This is a genomic window from Enterococcus sp. DIV1368d, assembly GCF_050542975.1.
In the GTDB taxonomy this organism is placed as follows: domain Bacteria; phylum Bacillota; class Bacilli; order Lactobacillales; family Enterococcaceae; genus Enterococcus_D; species Enterococcus_D casseliflavus.
Map to the genome: position 1 here is coordinate 3,507,071 of NZ_CP172939.1, position 22,657 is coordinate 3,529,727.

General features: G+C 46.6%; 23 protein-coding genes and 1 riboswitch. Of the genes, 2 read left to right on the forward strand and 21 right to left on the reverse strand.

Annotated features, from left to right (window positions below):
* Window positions 1-46: 46 nt before the first annotated feature.
* From pknB to IGJ44_RS16575, 13 genes are all read right to left on the reverse strand, one after another.
* Window positions 47-2,044 carry a Stk1 family PASTA domain-containing Ser/Thr kinase gene (pknB, locus tag IGJ44_RS16515; RefSeq protein WP_074536309.1) on the reverse strand — a complete coding sequence of 666 codons (1,998 nt, stop codon included), beginning with the start codon at window positions 2,042-2,044 and terminating at the stop codon, window positions 47-49.
* Window positions 2,041-2,781, reverse strand: a complete 741-nt coding sequence (locus tag IGJ44_RS16520) for a Stp1/IreP family PP2C-type Ser/Thr phosphatase (protein WP_074536310.1) — start codon at window positions 2,779-2,781, stop codon at window positions 2,041-2,043. Before IGJ44_RS16520 ends, pknB begins: the two co-directional genes overlap by 4 nt.
* 14 nt (window positions 2,782-2,795) lie before the next feature.
* On the reverse strand, window positions 2,796-4,154 hold the full coding sequence (gene rsmB, locus IGJ44_RS16525) for a 16S rRNA (cytosine(967)-C(5))-methyltransferase RsmB (protein WP_015510616.1): 1,359 nt from the start codon (window positions 4,152-4,154) through the stop codon (window positions 2,796-2,798).
* Window positions 4,144-5,097, reverse strand: a complete 954-nt coding sequence (gene fmt / locus IGJ44_RS16530; RefSeq protein WP_074536311.1) for a methionyl-tRNA formyltransferase — start codon at window positions 5,095-5,097, stop codon at window positions 4,144-4,146. The genes rsmB and fmt overlap by 11 nt, the downstream gene beginning before the upstream one ends.
* Window positions 5,090-5,581: a peptide deformylase gene (def, locus tag IGJ44_RS16535; protein ID WP_005230314.1), complete on the reverse strand. Its 492-nt coding sequence runs from the start codon at window positions 5,579-5,581 to the stop codon at window positions 5,090-5,092. Before def ends, fmt begins: the two co-directional genes overlap by 8 nt.
* Window positions 5,582-5,591: 10 nt before the next feature.
* Entirely contained in the window at window positions 5,592-7,994 is a 2,403-nt protein-coding gene (gene priA, locus IGJ44_RS16540; protein WP_074536313.1) for a primosomal protein N', read from the reverse strand.
* A 128-nt stretch (window positions 7,995-8,122) separates the two neighbouring features.
* The gene (rpoZ, locus tag IGJ44_RS16545) at window positions 8,123-8,428 is read right to left on the reverse strand and encodes a DNA-directed RNA polymerase subunit omega (protein ID WP_005232977.1); all 306 of its coding nucleotides are present in this window, start codon (window positions 8,426-8,428) and stop codon (window positions 8,123-8,125) included.
* Between the two features lie 5 nt (window positions 8,429-8,433).
* Complete coding sequence (gene gmk / locus IGJ44_RS16550) at window positions 8,434-9,048, reverse strand: guanylate kinase (RefSeq protein WP_005230308.1); 615 nt, start codon at window positions 9,046-9,048, stop codon at window positions 8,434-8,436.
* A 124-nt stretch (window positions 9,049-9,172) separates the two neighbouring features.
* Window positions 9,173-9,454: a hypothetical protein gene (locus IGJ44_RS16555; RefSeq protein WP_005230307.1), complete on the reverse strand. Its 282-nt coding sequence runs from the start codon at window positions 9,452-9,454 to the stop codon at window positions 9,173-9,175.
* 13 nt (window positions 9,455-9,467) lie between these two features.
* A complete protein-coding gene (locus tag IGJ44_RS16560) occupies window positions 9,468-10,352 on the reverse strand; it encodes a YicC/YloC family endoribonuclease (RefSeq protein ID WP_074536314.1) in 885 nt (294 codons plus the stop codon).
* Between the two features lie 27 nt (window positions 10,353-10,379).
* Window positions 10,380-10,595, reverse strand: a complete 216-nt coding sequence (locus IGJ44_RS16565; RefSeq protein ID WP_430605982.1) for a YdbC family protein — start codon at window positions 10,593-10,595, stop codon at window positions 10,380-10,382.
* On the reverse strand, window positions 10,588-12,252 hold the full coding sequence (locus IGJ44_RS16570) for a patatin-like phospholipase family protein (RefSeq protein ID WP_074536315.1): 1,665 nt from the start codon (window positions 12,250-12,252) through the stop codon (window positions 10,588-10,590). The genes IGJ44_RS16565 and IGJ44_RS16570 overlap by 8 nt, the downstream gene beginning before the upstream one ends.
* A gap of 75 nt (window positions 12,253-12,327) precedes the next feature.
* Window positions 12,328-13,044: a class A sortase gene (locus IGJ44_RS16575; protein ID WP_167827262.1), complete on the reverse strand. Its 717-nt coding sequence runs from the start codon at window positions 13,042-13,044 to the stop codon at window positions 12,328-12,330.
* A gap of 231 nt (window positions 13,045-13,275) precedes the next feature.
* On the opposite strand from IGJ44_RS16575, the gene IGJ44_RS16580 reads away from it, so the two are divergent.
* A complete protein-coding gene (locus IGJ44_RS16580; RefSeq protein WP_005230281.1) occupies window positions 13,276-14,064 on the forward strand; it encodes a hypothetical protein in 789 nt (262 codons plus the stop codon).
* 55 nt (window positions 14,065-14,119) lie between these two features.
* Here the strand turns inward: IGJ44_RS16580 and thiT are convergent, their stop codons facing one another.
* The 7 genes from thiT to IGJ44_RS16615 all read right to left on the reverse strand — a co-directional run bounded on the left by thiT (window position 14,120) and on the right by IGJ44_RS16615 (window position 21,102).
* Window positions 14,120-14,692: an energy-coupled thiamine transporter ThiT gene (gene thiT / locus IGJ44_RS16585; RefSeq protein ID WP_015510621.1), complete on the reverse strand. Its 573-nt coding sequence runs from the start codon at window positions 14,690-14,692 to the stop codon at window positions 14,120-14,122.
* A gap of 52 nt (window positions 14,693-14,744) precedes the next feature.
* A riboswitch (TPP riboswitch) is annotated at window positions 14,745-14,846 on the reverse strand.
* Window positions 14,847-15,027: 181 nt separating this feature from the next.
* Entirely contained in the window at window positions 15,028-16,002 is a 975-nt protein-coding gene (locus IGJ44_RS16590) for a ribose-phosphate diphosphokinase (protein WP_005230276.1), read from the reverse strand.
* Between the two features lie 115 nt (window positions 16,003-16,117).
* Entirely contained in the window at window positions 16,118-17,491 is a 1,374-nt protein-coding gene (gene glmU, locus IGJ44_RS16595) for a bifunctional UDP-N-acetylglucosamine diphosphorylase/glucosamine-1-phosphate N-acetyltransferase GlmU (RefSeq protein WP_074536319.1), read from the reverse strand.
* Between the two features lie 179 nt (window positions 17,492-17,670).
* Window positions 17,671-18,495: a pur operon repressor gene (purR, locus tag IGJ44_RS16600; RefSeq protein WP_005230273.1), complete on the reverse strand. Its 825-nt coding sequence runs from the start codon at window positions 18,493-18,495 to the stop codon at window positions 17,671-17,673.
* A gap of 151 nt (window positions 18,496-18,646) precedes the next feature.
* Window positions 18,647-19,477 (reverse strand): metal ABC transporter permease, encoded by an 831-nt coding sequence (locus IGJ44_RS16605; protein WP_005230272.1) that lies wholly within the window; start codon window positions 19,475-19,477, stop codon window positions 18,647-18,649.
* Complete coding sequence (locus IGJ44_RS16610) at window positions 19,450-20,130, reverse strand: metal ABC transporter ATP-binding protein (protein WP_005232967.1); 681 nt, start codon at window positions 20,128-20,130, stop codon at window positions 19,450-19,452. Before IGJ44_RS16610 ends, IGJ44_RS16605 begins: the two co-directional genes overlap by 28 nt.
* A gap of 12 nt (window positions 20,131-20,142) precedes the next feature.
* Window positions 20,143-21,102 (reverse strand): metal ABC transporter substrate-binding protein, encoded by a 960-nt coding sequence (locus IGJ44_RS16615; protein ID WP_074536321.1) that lies wholly within the window; start codon window positions 21,100-21,102, stop codon window positions 20,143-20,145.
* Window positions 21,103-21,407: 305 nt separating this feature from the next.
* Here IGJ44_RS16615 and IGJ44_RS16620 point away from each other — a divergent pair, with 305 nt between their 5' ends.
* Window positions 21,408-21,587, forward strand: a complete 180-nt coding sequence (locus IGJ44_RS16620; RefSeq protein ID WP_005230269.1) for a hypothetical protein — start codon at window positions 21,408-21,410, stop codon at window positions 21,585-21,587.
* Between the two features lie 181 nt (window positions 21,588-21,768).
* On the opposite strand, the gene ispE is transcribed toward IGJ44_RS16620, so the two are convergent.
* Window positions 21,769-22,620: a 4-(cytidine 5'-diphospho)-2-C-methyl-D-erythritol kinase gene (ispE, locus tag IGJ44_RS16625; protein WP_034858541.1), complete on the reverse strand. Its 852-nt coding sequence runs from the start codon at window positions 22,618-22,620 to the stop codon at window positions 21,769-21,771.
* Between the last annotated feature and the right edge of the window lie 37 nt (window positions 22,621-22,657).

Here is a 22,657-nt window from a genome sequence, read left to right on the forward strand (position 1 = left end):
CTTTGGTCCCCGTAGGCTGCTTGTTCTTCTAACATAAACGTTCATCTTATTGCGTACTTTCTGAACTACTTTCACTCGTTGACGAGCTGCTGCTTGAGGAGGATGAGCTGCTTGACGAAGAAGAATCCTGTGGTCGAGGACCTCTGGAAACCGTCACGGTGACAGAACTTCCTACTGCTACAGAAGTACCTGCTCCCGGCGTAACGCGCACTACTTCTCCAGCAGGCACAGAGTCATTATAATCAGATTCTTGTTCTATCGTATACTGCAATCCTGCTTCATTCAAATCTGCTTCTGCATCGGCTTGGCTTTTGCCAACGATTCTTGGTACATTGACCATTTCTTGCCCGCTGCTGACAGTTAATGTAATGATGGTTCTGGAAGTCACAACGGACTCGCCACTCGCTGGTGCTTGACCAATGATCGTACCTTCCGGTTGGCTACTGGATTCGTAAGTGACATTGATTTGTGAAAGGCTTACCCCGCGAGAAGTTAATGCTGCTCGTGCATCTGCCTCTGTCATACCATAATAGTTGTCCATTGCGAAGCTATCTGGTCCGGAGCTGACCTTAAAGGTGATTTCGTCTTCTGCTGGGGAAACTTCCCGCCCTGCTGCTGGTGATTGACTGATAATATCCCCTTCGTCGACATCATCTGACGACTCTAACTCTTCTTTGATTCTGTCTTCATCAAAGCCCAAATCGATCAATTCTTTTTTGACATCATCGAAGGAACGACCTTCATAGTCATCAAGGGTGATTTTCTTCGTTCCGCTACTGATGTAGAGAGTGACGACGGAATTCTTTTTGACTTCATTGCCTTCTGGGGGATCGGTTTTGACGACATTGCCTGCTTCGACTTCATCGTCTTCGATTTCTTCCACCTCATCTGCTACTTTCAAGCCGGCGGCTTCTAGCTCGGCACGGGCAGCTGCTTCCGTCTGACCACTGACTTCAGGAATCGCCACATCTCCTCGACCACCGCCGAATAGGAAGTAACTGCCTATCCCTAACAGTGCGATCACCATAATGATGGGCAGCAACAGCCAGCGTTTGCGTTTTTTCTTTTTCGGTTGCGCTGGTTCTTCGGCTTGATCCGCAACCTCATCTTCTACGGGTTCCTCCACTGGCGGCGTTTCGACTTGGGCTGCTTCCACTGGAGTCAGCACTCTCGTTTCATCCATCAGGGCATGAGGTTCCCATCTCGGTTCATTGAGGCGGTCAGGAGACAACACGGTATCGAGATCTGCCCGCATTTCATCGGCGGTCTTGTAACGATCCGCCGGTTCTTTGGCGGTCGCCTTCAATACGACGTTTTCCAGCGATTGCGGAACATTTTTGTCATAGATCCGAATCGAAGGGATCTCATCTTGGAAGTGTTTCAAGGCGATCGTTACGGCTGATTCGCCATCAAAGGGTACTTTGCCGGTTAAAATTTCATAGAGGATAATTCCAATCGCATAAATATCTGATTGATTGGTGGCCATACTGCCTCGTGCTTGTTCTGGTGAAAGATAATGCACCGAGCCTAGCATCGAGTTGGTTTGGGTGATCGATGTTTCTGATAAGGCGATCGCGATCCCAAAATCGGTGATTTTCACCACGCCGTCTTCATTGATCAGCACATTTTGGGGCTTTAGGTCCCGGTGAATGATGCGGTGCTGATGGGCCAATGCCACCGCTGATAAGATTTGTTGGATGATATCAACGATCTGCAAATAAGGTACGGGATAGTGCGTTTGGATATAGCGCTTGAGATCCATCCCTTTGACATATTCCATCACCAAAAACTGCATGCCGTCTTCTTCGCCGACATCATAAACGGTTACGATGTTTGGATGAACCAGCTCAGTCGCCGCCAAGGCTTCTCGTTGAAAGCGCCGAATCGCACTTTGGTCGTTTTGGAAGTCAAAACGAAGCACTTTGATTGCCACTTCACGGTCTAAGATCAAGTCATGCGCCAAAAACACATTTGCCATTCCGCCGCTGCCGATATTGCCGATGATTTTGTATCGGCCGTTTATCTTCTTCCCAATTTCGATCATGGGCGCTCTCCTCCAACTTTAATCAATAATACCGTGATATTGTCGACACCACCGCGTTCGTTGGCTTGATCGATCAATGATTGCACTGCTTCTTCCAGCACAGGGTTTTCTTGGATCGTTGCTGTGATCTCTTCATCTGAGACCATGTTGGTCAATCCATCTGAACACAGCAGCAAATAATCCCCGTCTGCAATAAAGTGGATCGCCACATCGACTTCGACTTCGCTTGGCATACCGATCGAGCGGGTCAAAACGTTTTTGCGAGGATGATTCAAGGCCATTTCTGCCGTGATTTGTCCCGACTTCACCAATTCATTGACCAGTGAATGGTCCTCTGTGATTTGAGTCAGCACTTGATTGCGTAAAAGATAGGCACGGCTGTCCCCGACATTGGCGATCGTAAACTGGTCGCCTAATAAGGCCACAGCAATGATCGTGGTGCCCATGCCGCTAAGTTCTTCTTGTTCTTGTCCTTTTTGGAAAATCACTTGGCTTTCCGCTTGGATTTTTTGGATCAGCCATTGGGCAGTTTTTTCACTGTCTGTCAGCTCTGTCTGTTCCCAAGCGGTGCCGATCTCACTGACTGCTTGACGGCTAGCGACATCTCCGGCCCGGTGGCCCCCCATGCCATCGGCAAGCAAGGCCAATGTCACATTGGCTTTATTTACATAGGTTGCTGCAAAATCTTGGTTTGTGTTGCGACGTTTGCCGACATCTGTTTGAAAACGAATCTCCAATTTCTTTCACCTCGTTACTTTTTGCGTAGACAACTGATAAAAAAGCCATCTGTCATAAAATCTTGCGGATAGATCGTCAACATATCCTCTTGAACCGCTTCGGCTGCCAGCGGTCCTACCGCAAGAGGCATTTGCTCAAATTCAGGATGGTCAGCGAGAAACGCTGCCACGACTTGTTGATTTTCTTCCGCTAGAATCGTGCATGTGCTGTAGACCATTATACCCGATTTTTTCAAGGTTGGGGCGGCACTTTCCAAAATCTCTCGCTGAATCTGCGGCAAGCGTTGGAAATCGGCTTCCGTCTTGCTGTATTTGATATCCGGCTTACGGCGCATCAATCCTAATCCAGAACAAGGGGCATCCACTAAGATGCGATCAAATTGTTCGGGTGCAAAGGTTTGAGCCGTCTCCCGCGCATCCATCACGCGGGTCTCCACAACTGCTTCGACGCCTAACCGTTGGGCATTTTGCTGAATCAGCTTAACCTTATGGGCATGGATATCCAGTGCTGTCACTTTGCCGCCCTCTGCGGCAGACAAGAAGGCAGCGATATGGGTCGTTTTGCCTCCTGGTGCGGCGCAGGCATCCAGTACTTGATGGTCTCGGGCTACTTGTAAAACGGGGGCAACCAGCATCGAACTTTCATCTTGGATCGTCAGTAAACCTTCTTTGTAGAGGGACGAGCCCGCCATAAAGCCTTTGTCAGCCACAACCCCATAGGGGGAAAGCTCACTTGGTCGTGCGTCGATGCCTTCTTCTTGTAGCCGTTCGATCGCTGCTGCTTGCGAGATGCGCTGCAGATCGATACGACCACTGGCATGATTGGGTTCAAATAGGGCATAACCCAGCTCGCTAGTTTCTTCGATCCCAATTTGTTTGACTAGTTTCTTCGTTAGCCACAGGGGCAAACTGATTTCCGTTGCTAAACGTTCCATTGGGTCTTTGATCAATGCCAAGTCTGGCACTCCTTGTCGTTGGATCGTGCGCAGCACGCCATTGACGAACTTACCAGTCCCCGGATTGCCTTTGGCTTTCGCAATATCCACGGCTTCATGAATGATGGCATGGGCGGGTACTTTATCGAGATACAGCATCTGATACAAGGAAAGCCGCAGCAGCGTTTTGACCCACGGGTCGACTTTGCGGGCATTTTTAATAAACCGGTCCAAATAATAATCCAATAAAAGCTGACGACTGATGGTGCCGTACACCAATTCAGTCAATAAGCGACCGTCTTTGTCATTTAAGCGCCCTTGATTCATCAATTCCCGCAGCAGTAGATTGGAATAAGCGCCGCCTTTTTCGATTCGCAACAACGCTTCTAGTGCCACAAAGCGCACTGTATATTGTATGTCTCCAAGATTACGCTTCATAGGTACCTACCTGATCCCCTTTTTGAATCTGTTGTCCACTGCCGTTTAAGAATGCGGCAATGTCTTGTCGGCCTTTTCCAGCTGGCTGCAATTCATCGATAGCCAATACCGTGCCTTCCCCACAAGCGATCAGCAACGTTTTTTTCGTCCGTTCAATGATCGTTCCTGGTTGGGCTGTCGTCGTTTGCTCCAGCGGTGTCACTTGCCAAAGTTTCCAGCGGTTGCCATTTTGTGTCGTAAAGGCGATCGGCCATGGTCGCATGCCTCGGACTTGGGCATCGATTTGCACCGCCGTTTTCTGCCAGTCGATGGCTTCTTGTTCACGGCTGATATTTGGTGAAAAGGTGACTTTTGCTTCTTCTTGCGGGACAGGCTGCAGCTCTCCTGACAAGATTTTCGGCACAGTTTCCAGCAGCAAGTCTTTGCCTAATAGGCTCAACTTATCAAACATCGTCCCCACATCATCTTGTGCCGTGATCGGCAAATGAGCTTGAGCAAAAATACCGCCAGCATCCATTTTTTTGATCATTTCCATGATGGTTACACCCGTTTCTTGCTCCCCTTCCATAATGGCATAATGCACAGGTGCTCCGCCACGGTATTTCGGCAGTAGGGACGCATGAACGTTGATAGCGCCATGCTTTGGTACTTCTAGTAACGCACTAGGTAAAAATTGGCCGAAAGCTGCCGTGATCAGCAGGTCAGGTGCTAAAGCTTGAATCTGCTCCATTTCTGGCGACCCACTGATTTTTTCTGGTTGTAAAACCAACAAGCCATGCTTCATCGCCGCTTCTTTAACGGGGGTCGGAGTGATGGTTTTTTTGCGACCGACGGGACGATCCGGCTGGGTCACGACTGCTGCCACTTCATAGCCAGCTTCAAGCAAGCCTTCTAAAATTGGGACGGAAAACGCCGGGGTACCCATAAAGACGATTTTAGTCATTTTCATGTTCCTCCATATACTTTTCTAAGTCTTCTTCAGGAATGCGTTCGACGAGCTTGTCGACAAACAGCACGCCATTTAAATGATCGATCTCATGCTGCATCGCACGCGCCAAGTAGCCGAATGCTTCCACTTCCATTTCCTCTCCTTCTCGGTCGAAATAGCGGACAGTGATCTCGTCTGCTCGTTTGACGGTCCCAAAGGTGTGGGGAATACTCAAGCAGCCTTCCACATCAAGGGATTCACCAGAAGAAGCGATGATCTCAGGGTTGATCATTTCAAAGCGGTCGTCTTCTTCGACTTCCACGATCGCCACTTGCAGGTTTTTGCCGACTTGCGGTGCGGCAATACCGATCCCGTCGTGGGCGACCATCGTTTCATAAAGGTCGTCTAGTAGCTGAACGAGCTCATCGGTAATAACTTTGACGGGTTTTGCTTGCCGACGAAGACGTTCATCGGGGGTGATAATAATAGGATAACGCATATTTTCTCCTCTAAATAAAATTCAACGGCTCTTGGTCAATCGACACGTACAATCCTTTGCGCTGATCGATTTGACTTTGATCCAACAGACGGGTCAACAAAGCAGGTAGCTGCGGTTCATTTTTGTATTTAATGATCAATTGGTAGTAATAACGGTTTTTCACCCGCAAAATCGCACTGGGTGCCGGACCCAACAAAATACTTTGCGGTGACAGCTCCTGCTGCAGATTCCGCGCGATCGCAAACATCTTCTGAGCTGCGACTTGCTCTTCGGGATGACTGCAGGTGATTTTGACGGTGAAATAATACGGTGGATAGCCGCTTTGGTGCCGCATCCACATTTCTTTTTGATAGAAATCTTCGTAGTCTTGCGACTGCGCCAATTGGATGGCGTAGTGCTCAGGGTTGAATGTTTGGATCACCACTTCGCCGGTTTTTTCTGCCCGACCTGCCCGACCACTGACCTGAGTCAACAGCTGGAACGTCCGTTCACTCGAACGAAAATCTGGCAAATTCAAGGCGGTATCGGCATTCAAGACCCCTACCAGTGTGATATCAGGGAAATCCAAGCCTTTGGCGATCATTTGAGTCCCTAACAAAATATTCGCTTTTTTCTCCCCAAACAAGGTCAAGATTTTTTCATGGGCGCCTTTTTTGCGGGTGGTATCGACATCCATCCGTAAAACCCGCGCTTCGGGAAACAGTTCCTTCAACTCTTCTTCCACTTTTTGCGTGCCCGTTCCGTAATAACGAATCTTGTCTGCATTGCAGTTGGGGCAACGATGGGGGATGTGTTCTTCATGTCCGCAATAATGACAGCGCATCGTTTTGGTATCCATATGCAGCGTCAAGGAGATGTCGCAATTTGGACAGGGCAAAACATACCCGCAATCGCGGCACATCACGAAGGAAGAGTAGCCGCGCCGATTCAGCAGCAAGACGATCTGTTCTTTGCGGGCCAAGCGGTCTGTAATTTTTTCCTGTAACGGACGAGAAAAGGTTTGATACTTTTTATTGGCAAATTCGGTACGCATATCCACGACTTCGATCTGCGGTAATTGCGCACTGGTTTTTGCCCGTTGATTCAATTTCAATAAGCGGTAGACTTCTTTTTGCGCCCGGGCACGAGATTCCAATGACGGCGTCGCACTGCCTAACACCACTGGACAGTGATGGTACTGGCTGCGCCAAATCGCTAAATCTCTCGCATGGTAACGAGGGGCTTCATCTTGCTTGTAGGAGGCTTCGTGCTCCTCATCGACGATGATGACCCCGATGTTTTTCAACGGAGCAAAAATCGCCGAGCGGGCGCCAACCACCACCTGCGCCTCCCCACGTTCGATCTTACGCCATTCATCGTATTTTTCACCTTGGGACAAGCCGCTGTGTAAAACAGCCACTGCGTCGCCTAGACGGCTTTTAAAGCGTTCGACCATTTGCGGAGTCAACGCGATCTCTGGCACGAGCATGATCGCGGTTTTGCCTTGTTTCAGCAATTGGGCGATCGCTTGCAGATAGACTTCTGTTTTTCCACTGCCGGTGATCCCTTCCAGTAAAAAAGTCTGTGCCTCTTGGTTATCCGCACAAGCAGTGATTTGCGCTACTGCAGCTGCCTGTTCTTCATTTAATTCAAGCGGGACCGTTTTTTGAAATTGACGGTCTTTGTAAGGATCACGGTAGGCTTCAACTTCCGTAAAGGTCAGCCAACCAGCTTCTTGCGCTTGGTTCAAAGCCGCGGTGGAAATCCCTTGTTCGGTAAAAAAGGAAACCGGCAAGCGGGCTTCCTCTGTCAAAATCTGTAAGATTTCCAGCTTGCGTTTGGCCCCTTTGCGCAGCTGTTGCTGGACGGCGGGGATTTCTGCTGGATCGATCTTGCGTTCAATGTAACGGGTCATTTTCGCTTTGTTTTTATTTTTCACGAGATACTGCAATTCAACTACTGCGGCTTCCCGCAAAGGCTTCAACTGCGGCAACAGCCCTGCACTTTCGGCGTCTTGCCAGCTGAGGATGCCGTTTTCGGGAAAATATTCTTTGATGGGATGATTTCCTTCCAGCAAAACGATCTGCTTTTGGTACTCGGCTTTCATCACACTAGGCAGCATCGTCTGCAAGCAAGTGATCTTAAAGGCAAAGGTCGTTTCCTTCATGTAGTCGGCTAATTGGAGAAGTTCTTCATTGACGACAGGCGACAAATCCAACAAACGAACGATTGGTTTTAAGGTCTGCTGCGGTTCGGCAACTTCTGAAAGGCCGACGACGAACCCTTGGATATGGCGGTCGCCCTTGCCAAATGGCACTTCGACCCGCATCCCTGTCTCAATGGCGGCTTGTAATTCTGATGGGATCAGATAGGTAAAAGGCTGATCGGTCTGCATCGTGGGAACATCCACGATCACTTCTGCTATGTACGCCATTTCTTCTCCTCCTTTTAGGTTCTATTTTACTAAATGGGTGGGGGTTTGTCTGTACCCCTTACAAAAATTTAACCATCATCATTCAAAAGAAAAAGCCAGAACACAGGCGTGCTCTAGCTTGCTTTTGTCTATAGCTTTTGTTCGTCGCGGATACGCGCTTCTAATTCTTTTTGTTCTTGGTCTTTTTGCGCTTTGCGCTCTTCTTGTTCCATTTTCAAGCGGGCACGCTTGATTTCTGGATGCGGATCATTAACGACTAATTCCGCTTCGATTTCTTCAAGTGCTTGACCCACGCTTTTCACTGAATCAAAGTTTTCTAGTGTTGCTTGCGCACCGGCATCAAGTTCATGCGCCCGTTTGCTTGCTAAGATCACTAATGAATATTTTGAATTGACACGATCCAACAAAGAATCGATTGAAGGTTTTAACATCATATTTCTTACAGCTCCTCTAACATTTTGATATAGGTTCCGATCACTCGGTCAACGCGAAAATGTTCACTCGAAATAATTTCGCGAATTCGTTGGACTGCCTTAGGTACTTCATCATTGACAACGGCATAATCATACAAAGCCATCATTTCGATTTCTTCACGGGCGACACGCATCCGTTCATCGATCACTTCGGCAGAGTCGGTTCCTCTTCCTGTAATACGAGAGCGTAATTCTGCCAGATCAGGTGGCGTCAGAAAAATAAACACACCATCGGGAACTTTGTCTTTTACTTGTTTTGCCCCTTGCACTTCGATCTCTAAAAACACATCTTTTCCTTGATCCAGTGTCTGTTGGACATAAGATAATGGGGTTCCATAATAATTGCCGACATATTCGGCGTATTCCAGCATTTCACCGGCTTCGATCAAGGCTTCAAATTCTTCACGCGTGCGGAAATAGTAATCGACCCCTTCCACTTCCCCCTCGCGTTTTTGACGAGTGGTCATTGAAACGGAATATTGAAAATCGTTGTCGTCACTCTCAAAAATTGCTTTGCGCACGGTCCCTTTCCCTACTCCGGAAGGTCCTGATAAAACTATAAGTAATCCTCGCTCTGACATAATGACGTCCTTTCACTGACATTTGCTTAACGTCTATTTTGCACTTTTTTTCAGCAACTTTCAAGAACTACTTTATTATAATGGGAATTTCATGAAATTGCTAGTCTACACTTTGGCCGCTTTCTTAAAAGCCCATGTTGCTTAAGGTATTGATGACCCCTGCCAATTCGTCTTTAGCGGTGATCGCTTTTTCAGTAGGATCCGTCACTTCTTGGCAATCGATACGTACGATGTACCGACGATTTAAAGAAACAGCTACGCCATCAACTAATAGATGGAGAAAATCTGGCTCGATGGCTACGCAAGCATCTTCCCACGCAGAGAAATTCTCTTTGTCAGAAGGAATACTGCGCTTGATGACATTTTTTCCGCTTAGTTCGTGAAAGGTGATATCGTAATATTTCATTGGTTCATTCCTCCTACTCGATGTTTTGAACTTGTTCTCTGATTTTTTCAATGATCGTCTTCATTTGGACGACACTGTTTTTGATTTGGATCGGACTTGATTTTGAGCCAATCGTATTGACTTCTCGGTTCATCTCTTGGATCAAGAAATCCAGCTCTCGACCTATCGGTGTCTCAGCTGCCAGCAGCTCCGTCATCGTCGTTAAATGGATACTTAAACGATCCAGTTCTTCGTGGATATCGCCGCGTTCTAATAAAATCGCTAACTCTGTCAGTAAACGATCGCGATCGACTTCTTCCCCTAAATAAGCAGTCAGTTTCTTTTCAAAGCGTTCTTGGTAGTCCGCCTCATAGAGGGCCACGAATTGTTTGAGTTCTGTCAGCTTTTCCTGCAGCTGTCGCTGGTTTTCTTGCAAGATCAGCAAAATACCTTGCCCTTCCACCCAGCGGCTTTGATCGATCGCTGCCAGCGCTTGATCTAATGCTTCCATCACGCCATCGGCCAAGGTGCTTTCTTCTGGCTCTTGATCCGAGATCGTTAGAAAGGCCTCATGGAGCAGGAATTGTTCTAGCAATGCTGCTTTTGGCAGCTCTGCTAGGTCAAAACGGTCTTTGGCTTCGGTATCGATTTCCTGCATGAAACGTTCCAGCAAGTCCCATTGGATCTCGATCTGTTTCGTATTTGCGGTTTTTTCTTTTAACGTCACATACAATTCGATTCGTCCTCGCTGGAGGGTCTGCTTGATCGACTGCCGTAAAGCACCTTCTAGAGGATTCAATTGTTTGGGCATTCGCAGCTGCAGGTCCAAAAAGCGCTGATTGACACTTTTGATCTCAATTTCGATCTGCACATCTGGCGTTTCTGCACTGCCTTTGCCAAAACCAGTCATACTTTTCATTTGATCACTCCTCACCGCTTTGCTTTCTTACATGGAAAGCAGGGCTTTTTTAAGTTCTGCAAATTCTTCATTGGATAAGGTCACGCCTTTGCCCATCTTCTCGTGCTCTGGGCCCCAATCTCTCAGATCAAATTTTGGCGGATGCCCATTCCAGCTCACCAAATTTAATTCTTTGCGCCAGCCTCTTTGATTTTCCGAAAGCACGGCGATCTCTTCAACGATTTCATACGAAAATTTATCCATTTTCTGCTCCTTTCAAAAGATAGTGACTATACGCTGCCATTAAAGCAGTCAGTGGGTAACGCCGACGAATCTGCTGAAGGGCGGGCAGATTCAATTGCTGCGTCCGATAAAAAAAGAAAAAGCGATTTTGCTCGGACAAGACAAAAAAACGGTCGCGATAATAGCTCAGCCACTCGGTGATCGACCAGGCATCGGCTTCTTCCACTGCCTTTAGCGCAATTTTTTCAGCTAAAGCCGTTAGAATCGTTTCCTGCTCATAAATCACTGTAGGCGCTAGATACAATACTTTCGCGGTACACTCTATCAGTATACGCCCCCACTGCTCAAATGGCACATCCTGTTGATAGAATTTACGCATTTTTTTCCAAAATTCTTTTTTCTTTAGTTCCTGATAAAGCAGCGGGTCTGTCTGGCGCAGCTCTTTCAAAAAGCCCCGCCATAACGGCTGAAAATCAACCGTCCTTTCAAAGGTATACCAATGGCCTTGGTATTTGCCGAACACTTTCAAGGTTTCCAAATAGCCTAAGGTCATATTATCCAGCGAACGCTGGGCATCAAAAACCAAAAAGCTGCCTAAGGACCAAGGAGACCCCAACGAAAGCTGCGCGGTTTCTTCCGTCACAACCGTCCTTTTATTGATGCCAGGTCCTTGGACATCCACGGTGATACATTCCGTTGCCCCTTGCTGGACAGCGACATCGATGGGCAGGTTGTTGCGATAGCCGCCATCGATGTAATAAGCGTCGTTAATTTTTTGCGCCTGCATCGCTGGATAAAATGAAGCGGATGCCAACAACCAATGCAGATTTTCCTCTACTGCGGATGGATCAAAGGCATAAACCGTCTCCTTGAAATCGGGCAGACGAGTCGTACAGATCAGCAAGCGACAAGCAGTTTGGCTGAATTTTTCTTGATCAAAGGTCTTTTGCAAAAGCTTTGCCAACGGTTCGGTACTGGCACCGTTGCTTTTGACCGCTTCGCGGACCAGCGAATTGGCTTGATTCATCAAATCTCGCAATGTTTGGGCACGTACCGAAGCAAGCGGATAGTGCAATACTTGCTCGTTAGAGATATTTGCCCATAAATCGACGGCCGCTTCCACATCGTTCATTAAAATCAAGGCGCCATTCAAGGCACCGACGGAAGTTCCCGTGATCCATTCAAAGGTGATGCCCCGTTCTTGCAGCGCTTGCCAAACACCAATTTGATACGCCCCGTGAGCACCGCCACCGCCTAAAACCAGCGCCGTCTGATAAGCTAGCGCTCTTTGATACCCTTGAGGGACCACCTGATACCCTTGCTGGATAAACCACTCAGCCAAGGGGGTTCGATGAGGAAGTTGCCACGAGACAGCTGCTACAAAACGACTGCGGGCAAAGCTTTCTGTCACGGCTAGCAGTTGTTTCCAAGTAAAATCGGCGGCTGCTTCCACCAGCAGATTGGTGATAGTCAGTGTCTTTTGGTCAAAATCAAACTGCCCAGCAAGGTAAAAACGTCCGTAACGGCTGTCGATCTGCCAGCCCTGCTGAGCTATATCGGCTAGAAAGGCTCGTCGCGCTTTTGAATGCGACTCAAAAAAGGAAAAGACGAGTCGGCTTTCTTGAAATCCTGCCCTTTGTGCAAGAAAATCGATCGAAGTCAGTTTTTTCACTTTCATCAAGACGCCTCCTCAAGCAAAAAAGAATAGACGAATGACACGCCAGCTGCCGTACCACTCGAGCTATTCTTTTGATTAAAATGTTCGTTGTGCCATGTTGAATGCCGCCAGCATCTCATCCGTTGCTTCGTCGACAGGCGTTACAGATTCCAGATCACCTTGGATCACACGACGGGTGACACCGCCCATTTCCCCACAGGTGATCAGCGTGATCATTTTACGGTCTTCCACTTCGTCAAGCAAATAGACATCGGTCGGGTCGACCCGCACAGAAGAAGTCGCGGTATACGTGTAAATATTTTCCAGATCGGTCACATAGATAGCCGCTCCGATGGCGACATCATCCAATGGCGTAAACAAAAGCTCTGGCGATTGAGCGCGATGGCTGGCTAGTGCGTAATTGCCTTCCCCCATTTTTTGGGTGGGACTTAACGTACCAGCACCATACAGCAAGGCCTCGTTGGCCAAGCCTTTAAAAATCGGCAGATTGATCCCCACACTAGGAACCGCCACGCCGCCGATCACTGGCAAGGCTTTGTTGCTCAGCTGCGCCCGTAAGACTGCTTCTGAACTCGCCGGCTCCACGGCATCAAAATCAAAGGTCGCTTCCGCTTCCATATTTTTTTCCACATCACTGCGATCAATGGTGCCGACTGCGTAAGCTTCACCCGTTTGTTTAATAAAATAATTTTTGATTTGATTATTAAAAATCAATGCTAAACCAATCAATAACAGCAAAAGCAAAAAGAGATTGCTCAGCCAATTCGAAAGTCTGCGTTTCTTTTTTCTCATAGGTTTTCGTCTCCATTAGTTTCTTCTTTTATCATACCAAAATCCTCATAAAGACGCCAATTTTGGCCATTTTTTTTACGAAAAGACAAGATTTGCCTTTTTTTGTCGAAAAAGGGAACTTAAAAATTGTTTTTTCTGTTATTTTGTAATATAACTTTAAACGAAAAGATACAAGCAATTTTCAGCGCTTTGTTGTAGAATGAACTTAGTATATAGGAGGGATCGATCGGCATGTCTAACACGATTTACGTACATATTGATACAACCAGCAATGCCGTCTTGACCCGCGGGCTTGCCCCCCAAGATTTTAACAAGAGCATCGTCCATCAGCCCAAGAATTTGCTCTTGCTTGATCCTTCCAGTGATTTCGGCGAATTCGACGGTCATACGGGCTTAAAAGTGATACGCGGAATGGAAGACGTCCAACTGTTTTTTCAGCAGATCAACAAAGGTCGTGTTGCCGAAGAAATGAAGTGGATCGATTTTAATGATTACGAGATGGTCAAAGAATTGACGCCTTTAGAGATCTCCGAGTTGTTATATTTTGGCCACATGAAGACACACCTCCACTCCCCTTTCTTTTACAAACTGCAAAATAACTTTGTTTTCTTTGACTTAAAAGATGCACGTTCCCGCGTTTATTATCGCTATTTAGATGAATATTATCGGATCTTGGCGGATCGGATCACCCGCATCGTCTTAGAAAAAATCAATGATCGCCTCTCCTTTTTTAAAAAAGCAACACCGGTGGAAAAGCTCGATTTTAATTTGCTGAAAGAATTGCGGGGAATCATGCAAGAAGGCATCGTCTTTTGTCTAACACAAGAACAATTGATCGACAGAACCTATACGATCCCGATCTATCTGTCAGAAGATGCTGGCTTAAAAAACACGCTGGTCAATCAAAAAGAGCTGGATCAAATCGCTGTTTTACGCTATTCAGCCAGCAAAAAAAGCTGGTCGTTGGAAATCGACCAAGAAGATCTAGCGTTTGGCTTTATCGACAAAAAAATGTCTTGATGCTTCTCTTTCTCAAAGAGCATCAAGACATTTTTTGATGGTTCCATTTCTAAAACTAAGCTTTCGGGACAAATAATTTCGGGGCTGCCTTGACTAAGAGACCTAGGACGACCCCTACATAAACGATATTGATAATGACCGATGATCCATTAAAGATCAAGGAATACAGATACGGACTTTGTCCTGGCGGTGCGTACATTCCCCAGACAAAGACCCCAGCCCAATAATGCCAAAACCAACGGCTGATCACCGCCACGATGCCCCCTAAGACGACATACCACGTAACGGTTTTGCTGTTTTGACGGATCGCTTGCTGGATTTTATTAGCAAACAAGCCGCCCATCCCGCCAAAAGCAAAGGCAAAGGGGTATTCAAAGATAATCTGTGGAACGGTTATAAAGTTACGCATGGCGCTACCAATCAAAATATTCAGCAAGCCCCACATAAATCCAGCCGTCATTCCCGGCAGCACCCCGCGACGATACGAATACAAGACCAAGGGCACGAGACCTAGAGACAAGTCGATACTGGAATTGGCTGTCTGGATCGGGATATACGACAAGACGACCCCAATCGCAGCGATCATCGTTCCTTCCGTCCAGACCTGCAGCGACATTTTTCGTTTCAAAAAAAACTCCTCCTTTAGAATCATCACAATTCACAAAGGAGAAGTGTTGGACACTTCAACTCGTCACAATTCCTACGTTCGCATGATCGAAACAGGTACGAAGGGTTTAGAGTACTCTCATTCTCAGCCTTTGCAGACTCCCCTTTGTGATTAGATTCTATTTTATTTTTTGCTTGCATTTCGCAAGTCACTTTCAAGAATACCATAAATTGGTGAAAAGAAACATGACTGCGATCGTTTTTTCTAAAAACATCCTGAAACTCCTCAGAAAAAAACAGCCAATGAGCGACTAAAGACCGACCATTGGCTGTTGTTCTCATGCTTATGAGACACGATTAAATTGATAATTTTGATTCAAACAGTGGACTGACTGGTTTGTTCTCATGGATTCGTTTGATCGCTTCGCCCATCAAGGCACCGACACTGATCTCATCGATTTTTTTCGACTTGCGGTCTTCTGGCAAGTGAATCGAATCTGTCACAACTAGATGCTCAATGGCAGAATCTTCGATCCGTTCCAAGGCAGGTCCTGACAAGACAGGGTGGGTACATGAGGCGTAAACACTTTTAGCACCTGCTTGTTTCAACGCATTCGCAGCCAATGTGATGGTACCAGCAGTATCAATCATATCGTCGATCAAGACACAAGTTTTGCCTTCAACATGACCAATGATATTCATGACTTCTGCTACGTTGGCTTTCGGACGACGTTTGTCGATGATCGCGATTGGTGACTTAAGAAACTCAGCTAATTTACGGGCACGAGTCACGCCCCCGTGGTCTGGTGAAACGACGACGACGTCATCGCCTTGAATGCCTCTTTCCAAGAAGTAGTTGGCGATCAATGGTGCACCCATCAAGTGGTCAACTGGGATATCAAAGAACCCTTGAATCTGTGAGGCATGCAAATCCAGTGTAACCATGCGGTTCGCACCGGCTTTTTCGATCATGTTTGCTACAAGTTTTGCGGTGATTGGTTCTCTTGATCGCGCTTTGCGGTCTTGTCTTGCATAACCATAATAAGGCATTACTACATTGATCGTCTTCGCACTGGCGCGCTTCAAAGCATCGATCATGATCAGCAATTCCATTAAGTTATCGTTTACAGGGCTGCTGGTTGATTGAATCACGTAGACGTGGGCACCACGAATACTTTCTTCAATATTCACTTGGATTTCACCATCGCTAAATTGTTTGACTGAACACTTACCTAATTCAACACCTACTGCAGCTGCGATTTTTTCCGCCAAAGGACGATTTGAGTTCAGAGAAAAAATCTTCAATCTTGGATCAAAATAATGATTTGACATGAGAACCTCCACTTTCTTTGCGTTCATCTAGAAAAAAATGACTCCTTTTACTAGAATCTTCTTCCTAATAAATAGTAGTCATTTTTCCTTAAGAAATCAAGTCATTTCGCTATTTCTAATTTAGATAAGGCAACTTTTTCGCGTAATCCGCTTTATTTTCCTGACGGGCGCGGGCAATCGCCATACTGTGTTTAGGAATATCTTTGGTGATCGTTGAGCCAGCAGCGATCATCGTTTCCTCTTCGATGGTCAATGGCGCAACTAGATTGGAGCCAGAGCCGATAAAGCAATTGTCGCCGACAGTCGTTTTGAATTTGCTCTTGCCGTCATAATTAACAAAGACTACGCCGCAACCGACATTGATGTTTTTGCCTAAGGTCGCATCGCCAACATAAGACAAGTGTCCGACTTTGGTGCCTTCACCAATCGTCGCATTTTTGACCTCCACAAAGTTCCCGATATGGGCATGGGCCAAAATTTCCGCATGGGGACGAAGATGGGCATTGGGACCGACATCGGCGCCATCATGAATGATGCTCTCCTCGATCGTCGATGCCTTGATCGTCACTTGGTTGCCGATCTTGCTGTCTTCTATTTCAGAAGCTGCCGTAATGACACAGTCTTCTCCGATCGTCGTCTTCCCTTTGATGGTGACACCGGCTTCGATCAGAGTATCTGAGCCGATCACAACACCTTCGTCGATATAAGTCGTTGCCGGATCGATCAAGGTCACGCCATTTTGCATGTGCTGACGATTGATCCGCTGACGCATCAAGCGATTAGCTTCGGCTAAGGCGATGCGGTCATTGACTCCTAATGATTCATGAAAATCTTCGGTTTGATAAGCAGCGATGATTTTGCCGTCTTCCTTTAAGATCTCGATGATATCAGTCAAGTAGTACTCCCCTTGGGCATTGTCCGTATCTAATTTTGCCAAGGCGTCAAATAACAATTCATTATCGAAGCAATACGTCCCTGTATTGATTTCTTGGATCAGCGCTTCTTCGATCGACGCATCTTTTTGCTCAACGATTTTCTCCACGATACCGACACGATCCCGCACGATTCGGCCATAGCCTGTTGGGTCTGCCGCTTGCGCCGTTAAGATCGTCGCCGACGCATTTTTCCCTTGGTGGTAATCGAACAAGTTATTCAAGGTTTCCGTCGTCAATAACGGTGTATCCCCACTGATCACTAAGGTCGTCCCTTTTTTGCCTTTTAAAAACGATTCGGCTTGAACGACGGCATGGCCAGTACCCAATTGTTCGGCTTGTAAGGCATAGTTGGTGCGATCCCCCAGCTGCTCTTTGACCATTTCTGCCCCGTGACCGACGATCGTCACGATCTCTTCAGGATTTGTTTCCACCACTCGATTCATGATGTGCTCCACCATTGGTTTGCCACAAACAGGATGTAACACTTTATATAACTTCGATTTCATGCGCGTGCCTTTTCCAGCCGCTAAAATTATTGCAAAACGTGTGTCCACGTATTCCACTCCTATCAATCTGAACGATTTTTGTTCATTGAATTTCCTATAAACAGTTTAGCCCAAGTACTTGTAAATTTCAACGATTTAAGGAATCCCCACCTAGACCAATCAAAAAAAAGACTGGCGGCCGCCGTTTAAAAAACAGCTGCTTGCGCCAGTCTAAGAGCCACAAAAAATCAGGCTTTTTTCTCAAAGTAATTTCCCGGTACTACCGAGATCGTTTTGGTCTGGGTATCGACATCTTCAACATACAGCAGAGAACTGTAATCGCTGATGGCCCGCTTGCCTTTGAATTTCGTTTCGGCAAAAACCGTAATACCGACTAATTCGGCTTCAAATTCTTCAATCAAGCTCTTCATCCCATTGACCGTGCCGCCGCCTTTCATAAAGTCATCGACCACCAATACTCTAGAGCCGCGCTTTAAGCTGCGCTTGGATAATTCCATTTTTTCGATGCGCTCTGAAGAACCAGAGACATAATTGACACTCACGGTCGAGCCTTCAGTGATCTTGGAATCACGACGCACGATCACGAAGGGAACATTCAAGTAGTAAGAGACTGCTTGAGCGATCGGCACTCCTTTAGTAGCAACGGTCATCACCGCATCGATTTGTTCGCCTAAATATTTGGAAGCGATGATGCGGCCGACTTGGCGCAGCAATTCCGGTTCGCCTAATAAGTCAGATAGATAGACATAGCCGCCAGGCAACAAACGGTCTTGCTCAGACAAGCGTTCTGCCAGCCCTTCGACGTACGCATACGCTTCTTCTTCAGAAATTTCAGGCACAAAAAAAACACCGCCAGCAGCGCCTGGCACGGTATCAAGAATGCCTGTTCCTCGTTCTTTAAAGGTCTTTTTGATAATAGATAAATCTTCGCTAATCGATGATTTTGCAGAGGCATATCGTTTAGAAAAGAAGGACAATGAAATCAATTCATGGGGATGATTCAACAAGTAATGTGTCATATCGATCAGTCGTTCACTTCGACGTATTTTCACACCGGACAACTCCTTTAGTTTATTCGCCTTATTATAAGGCTTTTTCGGGATAAAAGCGAGCATTATCTAAAATATTGCTTATATTGTTCGGTTTTGATTAGAGTTTAAAAAAAAGAAACGAAAATTCTTCGTTTCTTTTTCATAAAGCCCTTTATTTTAGGCGTTGTTTTCGTTGGACGAGGATCACGATGCGTTTGATCAAATTGATCACTAAGAAAAGAGCGATAAAAACCAGCGTGATCGTCGCTCCCGGTGGTGTGTCCAAATAAAAGGAACTGGTCAAACCAGACATCATCCCAATCATGCCGATCACGACACTGATCAAAATCACGGCATTGAAGCTCTTGCCTAAACGCATACTGATGGCAGCTGGTAAAACCATGATCGCAGAGATCAACAATGCACCCGCAATCGGGATCATCATGGCGATTGCCACCCCCGTCAAGACATTAAAGAGCATCGACATCACTCGCACAGGCAAGCCATCGACATGAGCGGTATCTTCATCAAAGGTCAAAATGTACATGGGCCGTTTGAATAAGAAGAATAAAGCAAAAACGACTAAAAACAAAAAGCCTAAGATCCAGACTTGTTCTTGTGTGATCGTAACGATCGACCCAAACAAATACGATTGGATACTCGTTGCGGAGTTCCCCCCGCTAAGGTTCATCAAGACGAGGGCTAACGCTAAGCCGCCAGACATCAAAATGGCGATCGAGATCTCTGAATAACTGCGGTACAGTGTTCGCAAGTATTCCAAAATGATTGCGGCAATGACTACGATCAATAGCGTCGTCAAACTCGGATTTAGATTTAGAAAGAAGCCCAGTGCCACCCCTGCTAAAGAGACATGGGACAGCGTATCAGCCATCAATGACTGTCGCCGAATCACTAGAAAGACCCCCAGCATCGGTGCGATACCAGCAATAAAAATCGCCGCAAGAAAAGCTCTTCTCATGAATTCATATGAAAGCAACGCCATGGTGAATCCTCCTTCCGCACTAAACGGATCTGACGGTCCGCGTATTCTTTGATATCTTCGTGATCATGGGTGATCATCAAAATCGACTTGCCGTGGTCATGAGCATTGTGCCGTAGCAGTTCATAAAACAGATTGCGGGATTGTTCATCCATCCCCGTAGTCGGTTCATCTAAAATAAATAAATCAGGGTCCGTGGCAAAGACCCGTGCCAAGCTGATCCGCTGCTTTTGGCCACCGGACAACTCGCCGATCCGTTTATGACGCACGTCCCACATCCCGACGGCATCTAATGCACGGCGGACATGTTCATGGTCTCGTTTCGTCAAGCGCTTGAACCAGCGATCTCTTGGGTAGCGGCCCGATTGGACCAATTCCAAAACGGTGCTGGGGAACCCGACGTTAAAGGAAGCAATCTGCTGAGGAATGTAGCCGATGCTTAATTTTTCACCAGCAGCATTTTTGGTCGCCAAGGTGACTGCTCCTTTAGAAGGTTTCAACAAACCAAGGGTTGCTTTGATCAAAGTAGATTTTGCCGCCCCATTTTCGCCAGTCAAAATCACGAATTCGCCGTCTTCGACAAAGTAGGAAATGTCTTCCAAGACGGGCTCATCATCATAATAAAAGGTCAAATCTTTTACATCGATATAACGCACGCCGGCGCCTCCTTAGTGAATACTTTTTTGTAATGCTGCCAAATTGTCTTCCATTACAGACAGGTATGTTTCGCCGTTATCCATCTGCTCTTGCGTCAAGCTTTCTAATGGATTCAAGACCGCCAGCTCCACTCCTGTTTCAGACGCTAAGGTCTCAGCCACCTTCGATGACGCGTTTTCTTCAAAATAGATAACTTTGACTTGTTTTTCTTCTACATATTCTTTCAGCTCAGCCAACCGACTTGGCGTTGGTTCTTGATCGGGTGAAATGCCCGAAATCGATTCTTCGACTAAATCATACTGCCGTGCCAAATAGCCAAAGGCTGCGTGCTGCGTAACGAAGGTTCGTTGGGTCGCATCCTTTAACGCCGCTTGGTAGGCTTCATCTAGAGCAGAAAGCTTTTCGATATAGGCAGCTGCATTTTCCGTGAAAGTTGCCTTTTGCTCAGGAAACTTCGCAATCAAGTCATCGCGGATCGTTTCTACTTCTTGGATCGCTAAGACTGGGTCGGTCCAAACATGAGGATCGTACGTATGATCATGGCCTTCATGGGTGTCTTCGCTTTCGTGATCGTGCGCGTCATGATCCTCTTCCTCTGTGCCTTCCACCAACTGAATGTTTTTGGCCGCTTCGATCACGGCTGTTTGCTCAGGATCGACGGAATCCGTCAAACTAGCGACCCAAGTTTCTAGCTCAGGACTATTGTAGACAAAGGCATCTGCATCCATGATTTTGGTCATATCTTTGGCACTTGGCTCATAGTCATGGGGTTCGGTTCCTGCAGGGATCAACAAGGAGACCTCTGCTGCGTCGCCTACGACTTCTTTCGTAAATTCGTACATTGGATAAAACGTCGTGACGATCGACAGCTTCTCTGTGTCACTCGATTGGCTTGTCGCTTCTTGCTGCCCACAAGCGCCAAGAAGCACGCCCCCTAAAAGGAGTGCTGTAGTAAGTAAGATTTTTTTCATCGGGATTTCCCTTCCATTTGCTGGCTCTTCTTTTTATTTTAAAACGGAACAACTCCGTTTTGTTAGCAAAAGTTACTCTATCAAATGATTTCCGGTTCGTCAAGACAAATCGTACGTTTTACGATTTAAAACTTTTATTTCGAGATAAATCGGAAAACATAGGAGAAAACGTTCATTTGAAGCGGATTCTTCACTCAGGAACTTAGCCATATTTTACACCATTCGCCATGCGCCCCTGCTGTAACAGCTTGAAAAATTAGAGAGTATGTAGGATAATAACCTAAAAGCACTTGGAGGAAACGAAGATGAACGAATTTGTAACTGTGCCGCCAACTGTAAACAACAGCGACTTGTTGACTCGAATCGTCTTACCAGAAGATCCTGCATCGCAGCAAACCGAAGAAATCCGCAAAACGATCGACAAACCATTGTATGAAGAAGACAAAAAGAAAAAATCCGCAAAGAAGCAGCACCAAAAAGAATAGCCTTTGCTTTACGTTAAGAATCAGACCCCGACGCCTTATTTGCGTCGGGGTTTTTCTGTAGGGCAGCTTCTAAATTCTTCCTTCCCCACTTCAGCTGCCTTTTTCTTTACTATTGAACTGGTTTTTCATAGAAAAAAATGCAAAAAAACACAGGCACTTCCTGCCTGTGTCCTTGACTCATTCATTTCAATGTACGTACAAGATAAACCTCATCGCAGAATCCTTTTAAGGCATTATAGACCCGCTGTGCCCGCGAATATTTTTGACAAAGAGCAAAGACAGTCGGTCCGCTGCCGGTCATCAAGGCAACATCTGCGCCGTATTTCATCATGCGATCTTTGATCTGTTGGACGATCGGATACTTCGGGATCGTGATGGCTTCTAGGCTATTGCCCATGGCAGCGATCATTGCTGGATAATCTTCGGCTAAGACGGCGGCCGACAATGCTGCGATATCTGGATGGTGCAGTTGATCCAGCTCAACTTCTTGAAAGATTTTCCCCGTTGAAACACTCAGACGAGGTTTGACTAAGATGACCCAACATTGCGGCATCGGCCGCAGCGGCGTCACCAGCTCCCCTTTTCCTGCAATATGGGAAGTGGTCCCATACAGACAATAGGGAACATCAGTGCCAACTTCCATACCAATATCGATCAGCTCTGCCATGGAAAGGTCTAAATGCCAGAGGCGAACCATCCCCCGCAGCGCTGCCGCACAATCCGTACTGCCACCACCTAACCCAGCTGCCACCGGGATATTCTTGGTGATGCGGATACGGATGCCTTTTTTTATGCCGTAGCGTTTTTTTAAGATACTGGCGGCTTGATAGACATTATTGCGTTTGTCGATCGGCAAAAAGGCTTTGTTGGTTTCTATAATGATCTTATCTTCTGCTATCTCTTCCATTATCAGACGGTCGGCTAGATCAACACTAGACATCACCATTTCCAACTCATGGTAGCCGTCTGTTCTTTTCTCTAACACATCGAGACCGAGGTTGATCTTAGCTGGCGCTTTTTCAATAATCTCCATCTTCATTCATCCAATCATCTGATAGTTATTTAGTTCT